General features: G+C 65.7%; 7 protein-coding genes. 4 read left to right on the top strand and 3 right to left on the bottom strand.

Features of this window, described 5'->3' with window-relative positions; genetic code table 11:
• Positions 1 to 72 precede the first annotated feature (72 nt).
• Positions 73 to 831, top strand: a complete 759-nt coding sequence (locus tag AB4Z16_RS12975; RefSeq protein WP_441511759.1) for an AraC family ligand binding domain-containing protein — start codon at positions 73 to 75, stop codon at positions 829 to 831.
• Positions 832 to 1,065: 234 nt separating this feature from the next.
• On the opposite strand, the gene AB4Z16_RS12970 is transcribed toward AB4Z16_RS12975, so the two are convergent.
• On the bottom strand, positions 1,066 to 7,242 hold the full coding sequence (locus AB4Z16_RS12970) for an ExeM/NucH family extracellular endonuclease (RefSeq protein WP_441511758.1): 6,177 nt from the start codon (positions 7,240 to 7,242) through the stop codon (positions 1,066 to 1,068).
• 895 nt (positions 7,243 to 8,137) lie between these two features.
• Here AB4Z16_RS12970 and AB4Z16_RS12965 point away from each other — a divergent pair.
• Entirely contained in the window at positions 8,138 to 9,382 is a 1,245-nt protein-coding gene (locus AB4Z16_RS12965) for a Zn-dependent hydrolase (protein WP_441511869.1), read from the top strand.
• Here AB4Z16_RS12965 and AB4Z16_RS12960 read toward each other — a convergent pair.
• Complete coding sequence (locus tag AB4Z16_RS12960) at positions 9,351 to 10,340, bottom strand: LysR family transcriptional regulator (RefSeq protein WP_441511757.1); 990 nt, start codon at positions 10,338 to 10,340, stop codon at positions 9,351 to 9,353. The two genes, AB4Z16_RS12965 and AB4Z16_RS12960, sit on opposite strands and share 32 nt — an antisense overlap.
• Positions 10,341 to 10,580: 240 nt before the next feature.
• Positions 10,581 to 12,053 (bottom strand): DUF2252 domain-containing protein, encoded by a 1,473-nt coding sequence (locus AB4Z16_RS12955; RefSeq protein ID WP_441511756.1) that lies wholly within the window; start codon positions 12,051 to 12,053, stop codon positions 10,581 to 10,583.
• Positions 12,054 to 12,368: 315 nt separating this feature from the next.
• Here AB4Z16_RS12955 and AB4Z16_RS12950 point away from each other — a divergent pair, with 315 nt between their 5' ends.
• Complete coding sequence (locus AB4Z16_RS12950) at positions 12,369 to 12,575, top strand: DUF3311 domain-containing protein (protein WP_441511755.1); 207 nt, start codon at positions 12,369 to 12,371, stop codon at positions 12,573 to 12,575.
• 54 nt (positions 12,576 to 12,629) lie between these two features.
• The gene (gene mctP, locus AB4Z16_RS12945) at positions 12,630 to 14,177 is read left to right on the top strand and encodes a monocarboxylate uptake permease MctP (protein WP_441511754.1); all 1,548 of its coding nucleotides are present in this window, start codon (positions 12,630 to 12,632) and stop codon (positions 14,175 to 14,177) included.
• The last annotated feature ends 41 nt before the right edge of the window (positions 14,178 to 14,218 follow it).

The following is a 14,218-nucleotide window of genomic DNA, read 5'->3' as shown; positions in this document are numbered from 1 at the left end:
CGTTCGTTGTAGCTTGACCCGTGGCGCCATGCGGGCCGTAATTCTGCATAATCGGGCCAACTGGAGAGCACGATGCGCGGCGACAGCGACGCCTATCAGACCGTTCCCCGCGCCATCGGCGTCATGCCGAAGACCTATGAGGCGGGTGCGACCACCGGCTGGCACAGCCATCCGCGCGCCCAGCTTCTCTACGCCACCGCCGGGCTGACCCTGGTGACGGCAGAGGACGGCACCTGGATTCTGCCCGCACAGCATGCGCTCTGGATTCCGCCGCAGCTTTTCCATGAAGTGAGAATGCATGGAAAGGTCTCGATGTGCTCGGCCTATGTCGCGCCTGAGACCGTGGGCGTCCTGCCGAAGGGTTGCCGCGTTCTGCAGGTGACGTCGTTGCTGGCTTCGTCGATGGCGGCGCTGGCGGCCGAGCCTCTCCTCTATGACGAGAGCGGGCGCGGCGGCCATCTTGCCGCGCTGATCTTGGATGAAATCGCGCGCGCCCCCGAAACGCCTTTGACCCTGCCCCTGCCGCGCGATCCACGGGTGCGGCGCGTCTGCGAGGCCTTGCTGCAGGACCCCGCCTCGCCCCTCGACCTCGACGGCTGGGCGCAGCGCTCCGGGGCAAGCCGGCGCACGCTGACACGCGGCTTCCGGACCGAGACAGGCATGAGCTTTGGCGATTGGAGAGCACGCTTGCGGGTGGTCCGGGCATTGGCCATGGCGACGGATGGCTGCCCCCCGCATCAGATCGTCCGTGCCGTCGGCTACGCCGATCTGCGGGCGCTCAGGGTAGCGGCCGAACGCATCCTTGGCGGCGCGAGCTCGTCATGGCGGTGAGTGACGAAGACGACCCCGACGCGTCCAAGCTCCGCGGCGTCAGCTTTGACCCGATGCGCGAGCATCGATGCGTCATGATGCAAGGATCCGACGACGACACGTCAAGCGCCCAGTCCGAGCGATTCGCCGGCAAATGCCCTCGAAGCGGTGCGGTCAAACGGCGCGACCTAACCTAAATCGACAAAAAGGGGCGCCCTTGTCGGGCGCCCCTTCCTCCATGCTTGCGATGCTCGCTTAGACGAAGCGGAAATCGTCGTGAGCGAGGCTTGCGAGTTGCACGCCCTTGAGGGTCAGGGTCGTGTCGCCATCGATCGAGATGACGGTGTCGGCGCCGATCTGCGCGGCGGCGTCCATGGCGGTATCGAAATCGGCGAAGACCCCGATCGAGAATTCCAGCACGTCGGCGCTGGAGCCGGACGTCCGGAAGTCGGTGATCGTGTCCTTGCCGAAGCCGGCCGCGAAGACGAAGGCATCATGCCCGGAGCCGCCGGTCAGGATGTCGTTGCCCGCGCCGCCCACGACACGGTCGTCGCCGGAGCCCGCGTCGATCACATCGTTGCCGGCGCCGCCGAGAACGAGGTCGTTGCCGGAGCCCGCATCGATCAGGTCGTTGCCTTCCCCGCCATCGACATTGTCGTTGCCGGAGCCCGCCGTGATCGTATCGTTGCCGATGCCGCCGAAGACCTGATCGTCGCCCGAGCCGCCGTCGAGAAGGTCGTCGCCCGCGCCGCCCCAGAGCTTGTCGTTGCCGGCACCGCCCTTGAGGTTGTCATTGCCGGCACCGCCGTCGAAGGCGTCGTCGCCATTGCCGCCGGTGACATTGTCGTTGCCCGCACCGAAGAGCAGCTTCTCGATGTTGCTGAAGCTGTCATTGCCGATGCCGGCGCCCGAGACCTTGCCCGCGGCGAAATTGACCGTGACCGGGCCCGTCGCCGCCGAGAGATCGAGCGTATCGAAGCCTTCGCCACCGTCGATGACGTCGTCGCCGAGACCGGCGAGGATGATGTCGTCGCCCGCGCCGCCCTGCAGCACGTCATGGCCGGCGCCGCCGTCGAGCAGGTCGTTGCCGGCGCCGCCCTTCAGTACGTCGTCGCCGAAGCCGCCGAGCAGGTGGTTGTCCGCAGCGTCGCCGATCAGGATGTCGTTGCCGGAACCGCCGATGACGGTCTCGATCGAGACGAGCTCGTCCTCGCCGGTCGCATCGCCCGAGGCCATGCCACTTGCGAGATCGACCACGACGCCAGCAGCGTCGCCGGAGAAGTCGGCCGTGTCGATACCAGCGCCGCCGTCGAGAAGGTCGTCGCCCGCCCCGCCGCTCAGCACGTCGTTGCCGACACCGCCGAACAATGCGTCGTCGCCGGCGCCGCCCTTGAGGAGGTCGTCGCCCTCGTCGCCGGACAGCGTATCGTCGCCTTCGCCGCCATCGATGGCGTCATTGCCGCCGCGGCCCGACACCTCGTCGTCCCCGAGGCCGGCAAGGATGACCTCGCCCCACGACATGCCGACGAGCAAGTCGTCGCCGTCGGTGCCGACCGGCAGCTCCGCAGCATCGGCCAGCACCGTGTCCTGGCGGACATTCAGGTTCTGGATGCGCTGGTCGAGCTCCATCGGCGTGTCGGCGACGTCGTAGGCCGTCTCCTTGGTGGCGTGGAATTCCTGCATGTATTCGGCGAAGGCCTGCTGCTCGCCGAGCAGGGTCGAGCCGGCGGGCGTGTTGGCCGCCACGACGGCAGCGGCGGTGAAGTCCAGCGCCTCGTCGACCGGGCCGGAGAGGCCGCCATCCGCCAGCAGATAGCGGAAGTTCTCGCCATTGGCCTTCATCGGGTAGCTGTCACCGCCATTGGCGAGGAAGCTCAGCGTCACCATCGTGATCTTGGCGGGCGCGCCCGCCTGCAGCACGCCGTCATCGTAAAGGGCGATCGTGGTGCCGTCCTCCGCGATCAGCGCGATATCGGAGACGCGGCTGCCGGCCGGCAGGTCCGGGTCGTAGGAGAAGGCGATGCCGCCGATCTGCGGGAAGCGCCCCTGGTTGCCGAGGAGCCCGACGCCGTGCTCGAGAATGACCTTGAGGCCCTGGGCAGTGGTGTCGAAGGCCATCAGCTTGTTGTCGAAGCGCAGCGAGTTCTCGATGTCGAGCTGCGAGACGCCGCCCTCGGCCTTGCCGGTCGCGGCATTGGCCGGCGGCGCCAGCTTGTCGACCTGGCCGGTGACCGGATCCGGAGCCGAGAAGGTGCCGATCTGCGAGCGCACGCCGCCGCCGTTCTTGACCGACACGACGAAGGCCGGGCTCTCCGCACCGAGCGCATCGCGCAGCGCGTCGGCATTGGCATCGGCCGAGAGGCTGCCGAGATTGGTCTCCTGGTTGCGGATGAGCGCGCGCTCGCCCTCCAGATAGACGTCGGTGTAGCCGTGGACGGTGCCGTCCTTGACGTTGATGACGGACTGGACCGCATCGGTCACATCGCGCACCTTGTCGCCCTTGGTGCCCTCGGCGAAGGCGGTGTTCTCGAGATTGCCGACGGTGGTGCCCCAGGCTTCGGCGACATTCGCATCGGTCGCCGCATAAGCGCCGTTGATCGCGGTCTTGCCCGCGAGATTGTCGACGATGATGTTGCCCTGGGCGTCGAAATCGACCACGAGCCGGCCGAGATAGGAGTATTCGCCGTCGGTGTTGACGATCAGCGTCGGCTTGCCGTCGGCACCGGCGGTGACGATCGGATACGGCCCGTCGAATTCAGCGCTGTGGCCCGGGAAGTTCTCGGCCACGTCGTCGGCATCGCCCAGCCGGGTATGGGAGCCAGCCGCCAGAATGATGTCGACGCCGCGCAGCTTGGTCGCGAGCAGCTGCTCGTACTCAAGCTGCTGCAGATGCGACTGCACGATGATCTTGTTGATGCCTTCAGCGATCATCTCGTCGATGATCGGCTGCAGCTGGCTCGCCAGCAGATCCATATCGTCGACCTCGGCGCCATCGCCGGGGAAGCCCTTTACCTCGGTTCCGGTCGGCGAGGAGATGCGCTCGAGAATCTGTGTGGTCGCGCCGATCAGGCCGATCTTCTCGCCGCCCTTGGTGATGATGGCGGCCGGCGCGATGCGCCCGTTCAGCGTGTCGACGTCCGGCGTCGGCGTCGCGCCGTTGCCGACCGTGTTAGTGTAGCGCGGGTTGAGGTCGGCATCGGCCGAGAAGTCGAGGTTCGACGACAGATAGGCGAAGTCGGCGCCCTTCCAGCCGGCGACCGAGCCTGCGGTGATCGCGTCGCGCAGCACCTTCGAGCCGAGGTCGAAGTCATGGTTGCCGATTGTCGAGGCGTCGATGCCGATCGCGTTCATGATGGCGATGTCGGCCGCGGCGATCGGCTGGTTGACGCCGGCGGCGATGGTCGATCCGGTAGCCGCGTTGATCGCCGCGCGCACGGACGGATCGGTCCCGGCGGCGATGAACGGACCCGGCAGGAAGTTGTCGCCGCCCGAGAGCGTCAGCGTATTGGCGAAATCGTCGTCGAAAGCATCGACCAGAGCGGCGAGGTTCTTGGCGGTCTGGCCGGCGAGAAGGCCGGCTTCACCGTCGGAGAAATGCAGGAGCTGGAGCGTGAAGGCGGTCGTAGACACGGGGTTCTCCGTCAGATCAAGCCCGACGATGATCGGGTCGTGATCGGATACGCGGGCGATCACCTCGGAATTGAAGATCGAGGGATCGCGCTCATTGGTGGTGAGATCGGCATTGAAATTGAGCTGGTAGTCGACCGCATCGGCCTCGTCGGCGTTGATGTGCCAGTCGGCGACGCCGGTGACCTGGGCCGAGAGGCTGCCATTGGTCAGGACATGGTCGAGCGAGCCGGTCTGGCCGTCGAAGACGTAACTGTAGCCGTCGGCGCCGTGATCGGTGAAGCCGGCGTTCAGCAGCACGTCGATCGGATCTTCTTTCGCATAGGCGTTGAGGTCGCCGAGGACGAGCACGTCCTGGTCATGCGAGCCGGTCGGATCGGTGCCAAGCCAGTCGACCAGCGCCTTGGCGGCAAGCTCGCGCTGGTTGTTCCAGCCACCGTTGCCGTCCTTGATGTCAGCATCCTCACCGGTGCCGGAGCCGCCCTTCGACTTGAAGTGGTTGACGACCGCGGTGAACTCACCCCCGCTGGCGAGTTCCTCGAAGGTCACAGCCACCGCCGCGCGGCTGGTGTTCTCGCCGTTGAAGATGCGGCCGAGCGTGCTCTGGCCCAGAAGCTCGGACGAAACGTCGCTGTCGTCGAGGATCGCGATGTGGGTGTCGATGGAGACGCGCACCGAAGTGACGTCGTAGATGAAGCCGACCGCAATGGCGTCGCCGCCGACGAAGTTCTGGCCCGGACGCACCCAGTCGAACTTGAAGGAGCCGGAGACGCTGTTGAGCTGGTCGACGAGATAGTCGATGGCGTTGCCGCTCGACCCCTCGATAAAGTTGTTCTCCAACTCCATCAGGCCGAGCACGTCGGCATCGAGCGACAGGATCGTGTTGACCAGCTTGGCGGTCTGGCGGTCGAACTCTGCTTGCGTCTCGGCGCCGCGCGGCTCGAAGCCGTTCGTCGTGAGCTGGCCGTTGTCGAGCGTGGTGAAGTAGTTGAGCACGTTGAAGCTCGCGACCTTCAGCGTGCCGCCGACATCCGGATAGCTCGTCGGCCGCGGATTGGCCGAGACCACGTCGTTGATGCCCGGCCCGTTCTGGACCGCGTGCACGCGGAACTGGTTGAAGTCGTAGTCGAGCACGCCGGTGAGACCGGTGATGGTGTCGCCCATGCGCGGCGCGGTGGTGGCGTTGTAGTCGCCATCGACGACGGTGTTGTCGAGATTGGGGTTGGAGACGCTGCGGCCGTCGTCGAAGATGACCGAGCGCGAGGCGATGTCGCGCAGATGCGCGTCGTAGCCGGAAACGCTGGCATCGTGATCGACGGTGTAGGAGTTCGGGCGCTCACCCTGGGCCAGGCGGATTTCGCCGAACTGGTCGAGATTGAACTGCTCGGTGACGGTGAGCGTCTCGGTGAAGCGGACAAGCATGCCCTCGTAGCGCTCGAGATCGGCGACATAGGTGCCGTTCGAGGCGGTCTGCACGCCGACGCTCGGCAGGTCGATCTCGACCGCCATGCTGTTCACGTCGGCCACCGCTCCGGCCTGGACGATCGCGACGGTGGAGGCGTTGAGCTCGGTATTGCCGAAATTCTCGGCGACCACGCCGGTGACGCTGACCTTGTCGCCGACCTTCACATCGACGCCCAGGCTGGCATAGGACACGAAGATGCCTTCGGAGGTCAGGGCGTTTCCGTCGGAGTCGCCAGCCTCCTCCTGCAGCCAGAAGCCGCCGAGATTGCGGGCGCCGTCGGCGTCGCTGTTCTGGAAGTCGCCGACGACGATGGCCTCGACCGTGACGGTCTTGCCGACCATCGTGCTGCCGAGGCCGGTGCCTTGCACGGCACTGATCAGGGTGATCGGGGTGCCGTCGTTGTTGACGATCGTCGCGCTGGCCGATTGGGAGGAGGTGCCCAGCGTCGCGGTGACCGAGAAGCTCTCGTCGGGCTCCGCCACGGCGTCGTCGATCGTCGCTACGCTGAAGCTTGCAGTGGTCTGGCCGGCAAGGACCGTGACCGCGGCGGGAACGCTGCCGATGTCGCCGGTCGCGCCCGACACGGCGAGGTTGACGACGGTATCGGTGGCCGCGGCCTGGCTCAGCGTGACCGTGAAGAGGAAGCTCTGACCCTCAGGCTTGGAGGCCGCGTCGACCGTGACCGAGGAGACCGAGACCGCGCCGCCGCCCGCCACGGTGAAGGACTGCGCCGAGAACGGCACGTCCGGGGCGGTGCCATCGTTGCTCTGATCGCCGGTCGCGTCCTGGCTGACCCAGTTCGAGGCCGTGTTGATCGCCGCGCGATAGGAATCGAAGGAGGCGCCGCCGCTGCGCGCGCCGTTGAAGGCGGCGATGTCGGTGTCGTCATCGAGCGTGCTCAGGTCGAGCGCATCCGCGCCCGCGGTCAGGCCGGTATTGGTCAGCACGCCGTTGGCGCTGTTGAAACCGCCATTGGCGATAGCCGTGATGAAGTTCGGCGCCGAGGCCGAGCCCTGATAGGCGTAGATCGTCTCGTCGGCCGCGCCGATGCCACGGTTGGTGCCGCGTCCGGCCACGGATGCGACCGCGGTGCCGGTGCTCGCCGAGATCGTCCCCGCGCCGATATTGTCGATGCGCACGATCGTGCCGGCTGCGACGCCCGCGGAGGTCCAGCTGAACGCTCCCTCATTGGTGTCGGCGAAGGCCGAGCCGTTCCACTCGTTATCCTCGAAGATGATGGTCTCGCCGGCCGGAATTTCCGTGAGCGCCACGAAAGCGATGTTGTCATTGCCGTCGGCATTGAAACCGACGAACGCAATCGAACCTTTACTGAGCGCCATGGCTGAAATCCCTGTTCCCGATCCGGGGTTTGACGTGGAGGCGAAGGGCGGCGTCGGGCACAATCCGCCCCGCCGCGCTCGGCATTGATCGTTACGGATTGCCCGTGCTCCCGCAGGAGCCCGGGCGATTGCGGGCGATGTTCAGACGAAGTCGATCGAACCGGAGCACGTCACGGGCAGATCCTTTTTAGCCAGCACATCGAAACCCCGGCCGCCGCCAACCGGGTGGCCGGCCCGCATAAGGCGAGCCGGATGCGGGCTTTTGACCCGTCCAAGATGACGGTTGTTTAACGCTTCATTAACGAAACAAATTAATTCGAGAATTGAATCGAAATTCAATGCGCCATGTCGACGTCATTTCAAGAAATGAACGATTGAATGGACATTTGTTCCCGGAAAATTGCATCGGGAAAGGACGTTAAATTTATTCACAGCCACAGATATAGCGAGATACGCGTGGCAAACAGATAAATATTACTTATATAAACTTAAATTCAACGCGGAAGACACCAAGGTCAACGCCATAGTCCCGGCAACGCCGCAATGCCGGTCATCCGGTATCGACGCCAAGCTATGACAGGCTCGCGGCACACACGAATCCATTCTGGCAACGGGGGGCATGGGTATTTTCGATGGGTCAGGCTCCGATGGCCTCACCGGCCTCCAACGCGAAGCTGCGGCAACGGAGCTGCCAAAAACCGGCTTCGAATGATCCCGCAAGCGGGCGCTTAGGTCATCTCGATCGGCACCCAATGGCAAGCATAGGCAATATCTATTTGCCCGCCCGGCCGTATCGCTCAATCCTTGTGCCGTTGCCGGCGGCCGTCAGATCCGGATGCCACCGCGCTTCATCCCGTTATTCGCCTCCGCCGTCGCGGCGGGCGAGGAGATCGCCATGCCCGGCACCGACAAGCTTCGCATCGATATCGAGCGCTTCTGGAGCACGATCGAACGCTCCGCCGAGATCGGCCCCGGCCGCCCGGGCGGCCTGTCGCGCCTCGCCCTCGGCGATGCGGACAAGCAGATGCGCGACCAGTTCGTCGCCTGGTGCCGCGAGGCGGGCCTCGCGGTTCGCGTCGATGGCATGGGCAATATTTTCGCGCGCCGCGCCGGAACCGACGACACCCTCCCGCCCGTCGTGATGGGCAGCCATCTCGACACGCAGATCAATGGTGGCCGCTTCGACGGCATCGCCGGTGTTCTCGGCGGGCTGGAAGTCTGCCGGGCGCTGGATGCGCTCGGCCACCGCACGCGCAGGCCGATAGAGATCGTCAACTGGACGAATGAGGAAGGCGCCCGCTTCTCGCCGCCGATGGTCGGCTCCGGCTGCTTCGTCGGCGCTTACGCATTGGACTGGGCGCAGGGGCGCCGCGACGATGACGGCAAGTCGATCGGCGAAGAGTTGGAGCAGATCGGCTATCGCGGCGAGATGGAGGCCCAGCCGCACGCTTTCGATGCCTATTTCGAGTTCCATATCGAGCAAGGCTACTATCTCGACCGCGACGGCATGCAGATCGGCGTCGTGACCGGCGGCTTCCCGAGCACCGGCATGCTGGTGGAATTCAAGGGCGAGACCGCCCATACCGGCCCCTGGCCGATGGAACGGCGGCGCAATGCGCTTCTCGCCGGCGCGCGCCTTCTGGTCGAGACGGACGAGATCGGCTGGGCCTATGCCGGCGGCGGCGGCAAGGCCACTGCGGCAAGGCTCGTCGCCTGGCCGAACAAGCCGGGCATCCTCTCCGACTGGGCGCAGGCCGTCTGCGACGTCCGCCATCCCGATCCGGAAACCTCCGAGGTCATGGCAGAGCGCGTCCGCCGCGCCGTCGGCGAATCCGCCGCCCGCGCCGGCTGCACGGCCGAAATCCTCGATATCTGGAAATGGGGCGGCAGGATCTTCGCACAGGAGCTGATCGACAGCGTCCGCGAGACCTCTCTGGCGCTGGGCTACCGCACGCAGGACATCCTCAGCCAGGCCGGGCATGACGCCTATTTCGTCGCGCGCCATGCTCCGACGACGATGATCTTCGCGCCCTGCAAGGGTGGCATCACCCACAACAATGCCGAGCTCTGCACGCGCGAGGACCTCGAACCCGGCCTCAACGTGCTGCTCAATGCTGTGGTAGCGCGGGCGGATCGCTGAACGCGACCTCGGCGGCTTCCGCCGCCGGCTCCTCGCCCGCCGCGACGAGCTGCTGCTCGAACAGGCGCAGGAACGCTGCTTCCGCGGCACTGAGCTGCATGGCGGGGTTGGAAACGAAATAGAGATCGGCGCCCAGCAGATCCTCGGCTCGCGCGAGGTTCCAGAGGGTGCGGTTCGCCAGAGCCTCCTCCACCGCGGCCAGCGGCAGAATGCCGATGCCCATGCCGGCGGCGATCATACGGGTGACCTCCTCGAGATTGGGGCTTGAGCCTACGACGCGGCTCCCGAGGCCGGCCCCCTCCCGCACGGAGACCATAGGCTCCAGCGCTCCGTCCTGCCCGCAGGCGAGCGCGACGAAGGGCTCATCGCGCAATTCCGCCAGCGTTACGTCGGAAAGCCCGAACAGCGGGTGGCCCTGGCCGCAGAGGATGCCGAATTCCTCGCGCAGCAGCGGGCGGCAATCGAGTCCGGCCAGCGGCTTGGCAAGCAGGCAGAAGCCGAAGGGGCTGAGTTTTTGCGACACGGCGCGAATGATGTCCTGGCTGTTGGCCACGTCGATGCGCAGGCTGACGCCGGGGTGCTTGCGGTTGAGCTGCGTCAGTGTCCGGTCGAGCGGCGGCAGCACGACATGGGTCACGACCAGCAGCCGCACCAGGCCGGTCAAATCGTCATGGTCTTCGGAAAGCCGGTCGCCGATGCGCGCGACGCTGCGATAGATGTCGACGCATTCCTTGTAGAGCAGCTCGCCACGCTTGGTCAGCACGAAGCGCCGGCTGTCGCGCTGGATGAGCTGGCCGCCGAGCGTCTCCTCCAGCCTCTGCAGGGCGGCGGAGACCGTCGGCTGGCGGACGAGCAGCCGGTCGGCGGCGCGCGTGATGCTCCGTTCCTCGACGATCACGAGGAAGCTGTGCAGCAGATTCCAGTTCAGATGATGCAGTTTTGGCTTCTTGCCGCTCAAGCGCCTGTCTCCCTGGTCGCTCTCGGCATAGTGCAACTCTCTTGCCGCGGCGAGCTATTGGACCGCGTTTGGCCAGCTCCGCAGAAGGGCGCGAGAACATCCTGTTCGATCCCTGGCTGATCGCGCTTCCAGGTACCGGGCTGTGCCAGCTCATCCTCGGTCAACTTGCTCGGGGACGGCGCCCGCGATGCGCTCGGCAGCAAATGATCGCCCGCGCCCGGAGCGAGGCCGCTCCTTCGGTCAGTGCCTGCCGGATGTCCGCGTCTCCGCATGGCGAGTTGCGTGGCCGACGCGACCGACACCGGAGGCCTTCGGTCCAGCTTTGACCGCAGGTTTCTCCGTCGGCTTGCCGGAGCCTTTGGCGGCAACGAGCGCCGCATGGTCCCGCGCGGTCTGCGTGGCATAGGCCATGGCGAAGGAGGTCACTGCCTCGTCGAATATCTCGGACCCGCCCATGTAACCTGCGATGGCTGCCGCATCGCCGGAGCGGACATGCGCGCGCGCCAGCGTCCGGCCGCACAATTCGGCATAGGCCGTCAGCGCTTGACCCTCGACCATTTCGGCGATCGATCCCAGCCGGCGGTTCTTGAGCTGCCGGACATAGAACTGGCGCCCGCTGGCAGCGTCGTCCGCCCACCCCAGGAACACGTCGCTCGCCGCCTGCAGCATGCGCTGGCCCTCCACCACGCGCTGCCCCTGATGGGGCTGCGCCGGGCTCCGTCCCTTCGTCAGCCGGGTGAGCACGGATGCCTGGGCCTCCTTGACCTGTAGGAACATCGGCTCGTCATCCGCCGTCATGAACAATCCGACCACGCAGAACGTGCCGACGCTGCCGACGCCGACGACCTTGAAGGCGAGATCCCGCAGACCGTAGCGCGCAACCAGCACGCGGCGCTCCCGCGGCAAGGTCTCGCGGTAATGATGGAAGACCTTGTGGGCCTGCAGCGTTCGCGTGCCGTCGCGCTCCTCTGGAAGATGGTAGATCAGGGGTGGGCGATCCTCGATGCGCCAGGAGCCGTCCGCCGGTGCTGCCAGATGGGGGAAGTTGTCGTCCTGCTGCGGATTGCTCCGCGCTTTGGTGAGGAGGCTTTGCACGCGCCGGCGCAGCGCCGGATCGTCGATCCGCTCCAATTCCTGTCCGATTTCCGTGCGCGCCTGCCAGGCCTCAATCGGAGCGAGCTTGGCGAGCCTGCGCACCCGGCGGCGATAGGCCCCGGCCGTCGCGGCGACGGCGAGACGGGCGGCCTTCTTCGAAAATCCGGCGTCCAACGCCGCTACGGCGACACTGGCGGCCAGGCGCTTGAGGTCGACGGAGAAATCGACGCCCGGCAGCGTTTCGTCGAAGTCGTTGATGTCGAAAAGGATATTCTCCTCCGGCGTGGCGAAGACGCCGAAATTCATGAGGTGGCAGTCGCCACAGGCCTGCACGTCCAGGCCCGCCGCTGGGAGATCCGCAAGATCCGCCGCCATCACGGCCGCGGCGCCGCGCAGAAAGGCGAACGGATTCGCCATCATCCGCTCATAGCGAATGGGCAGCAGATCAGGAATGCGGCTGCCATCGGTCTCCGCGAGAATCGAGACCGCCTCGCCGCCGTCGCGAAGCGACCATTGCGCATGGCTCTCGCGCGGAACCTTGCCGCGCAGGGCCTTGCCGGCGGCGTAGCGCTCGGCACGGGACAGGAGGAGCGGCTTCGTCGATTGATGTCGTGCCATCGGTGACCTCGATCATAACGGTCCGGCCCGCATGGCGTCCGCGTCAGCGGGCTCACCCTTGCCGGCGATACCCCCGCGCCCCGGCATTCCGCGCATTCTGATATCCAGCGGAGATAGGTGCGGCGCCTCGCTCCACTTCGTCAAATGACGCAACCGTGATTGCGAAATACTCGTTGCTCGCAAAATGGCCGATTCCGATTCTCACAAATATCGAACCGGTGAGCAGTGCGTATTCGGAAATCCATTGCCAGAGACCGCTCAGGAGGCGCATAATTCGGGTTCTGACCCGAAGGCATGATGTCGGGAGGGCTCGGAATGAACGGCACCGAGGAAAGACGGACCGGGTGGAGCTGGTGGTACCTGCTCTTCATCGTGCAGTTCATCGCGGTCCTCTGGCCGCCCTTCTACAACCGGATCGAACCAACCTGGGCCGGCGTTCCGTTCTTCTATTGGTACCAGATGCTCTGGGTGCTGATCGGGGCCGTCCTCACAGCCATCGTCTACTTCGCGACCAAGGATTGACTCGCCTGACCAGACGTTGCGCCTGACCACGACGAGTTCCGACAGGAGCGTGTCATGCAGGACGTGAACTGGACCGCCACTGCGGTGTTCGTGGCATTGTTCGGCTTCATCACGTGGCTGGGCTTCGCCGCTGCCAACTGGCGCAAGGGAGATCTAGACCAACTCCACGAATGGGGCCTCGGCGGTCGCAGATTCGGAACCTGGATCACCTGGTTCCTGGTCGGCGGCGACCTCTACACCGCCTACACCTTCATCGCCGTACCGGCGCTGGCTTTCGGCGCCGGAGCGGTGGCCTTCTTCGCCGTGCCCTATACGATCGTGATCTACCCGATCCTGTTCCTCGTTTTTCCCAGGCTCTGGCGCGTCTGCCACAAGCACGGCTACATCACCGCCGCCGACTTCGTCCGCGGCCGCTTCGGCAATCGCTGGCTGGCACTGGCCGTGACCATTACGGGCATCGTCGCGACCATGCCCTATATCGCGCTGCAACTCGTCGGCATCCAGGTGGTGATCGGCGCGCTCGGCATTTCCGGTACCGGCTTTGCGGCGGACCTGCCGCTGATCATCGCCTTCCTGGTCCTGGCGGCCTTCACCTATTCGAGCGGCCTGCGCGCTCCAGCCTCGATCGCGATCGTCAAGGACATCCTGATCTATGTCACCGCCTTCACCGCGATCATCGTCATCCCGACGCAGCTCGGCGGCTTCGCCAAGATCTTTTCCGCCGTCCCGGAGGCGAAGCTCCTGCTCGAAACGCCCGGCCCCGGCACCACCGGCGCCTACGGCAATTACGCGACGCTCGCATTAGGATCGGCTCTCGCGCTGTTCCTCTACCCGCATTCCATGACCGCCATTCTCAGCGCCAGCAGTGGCAAGGCGGTGCGGCGCAACGCGGCCATGCTGCCGGCCTATTCCTTCCTGCTGGGTCTCCTGGCGCTGTTCGGCTTCTTCGCGATCGCCGCCGGCGTCCGCGCCATGCCCGAATACGCGGCGGGGTTCGCCGAGTTCGGCAATAATTTCGCAGTGCCGGCCCTGTTCCTGCACAGTTTCCCGCCCTGGTTCGTCGGCATCGCCTTCGCAGCCATCGGCATCGGGGCCCTGGTCCCGGCAGCGATCATGTCGATCGCGGCCGCCAACCTCTATACCCGCAACATCCATCGGGAATTCATCAACCGGAACCCGACCGACCGGCAGGAAGCGCAAATGGCGAAATGGGTCTCGCTCATCGTCAAGCTGGGCGCGCTGATCTTCATTCTGTTCGTGCCGACGCAATACGCCATCCAGTTGCAGCTGCTCGGCGGCATCTGGATCATCCAGACGCTGCCGGCGGTGATGCTCGGCGTCTACACACGCTGGTTCGACGACTGGGCCCTGCTGATCGGCTGGATCGCCGGGATCGCCACGGGAACGCTCATGGCCTTCGCGGCCAATCTGACGCCGACTTTTCCGCTCAGCTTCGGCGGCTATGTCTTCCCGGGCTATACCGCCGTCTACACGCTGGCGCTCAACCTCATCACCGCAGTCGTGCTGACCCTGGTCATCCGGGCGTTGAAGGCTCATTCGGCCCCGCCCGACGAGACGATCGCGGCCGACTACTTCGCCTGACGATCCCGAAGCCGGACCGGAGCCCTTCGCGGGTGACGACG

The sequence above is a fragment of the Allobosea sp. TAF32 genome (assembly GCF_052113585.1).
Lineage (GTDB): Bacteria > Pseudomonadota > Alphaproteobacteria > Rhizobiales > Beijerinckiaceae > Allobosea.
The sequence above is the reverse complement of the archived record's forward strand: the minus strand, read 5'-3'. Positions and strand labels throughout refer to the sequence as shown.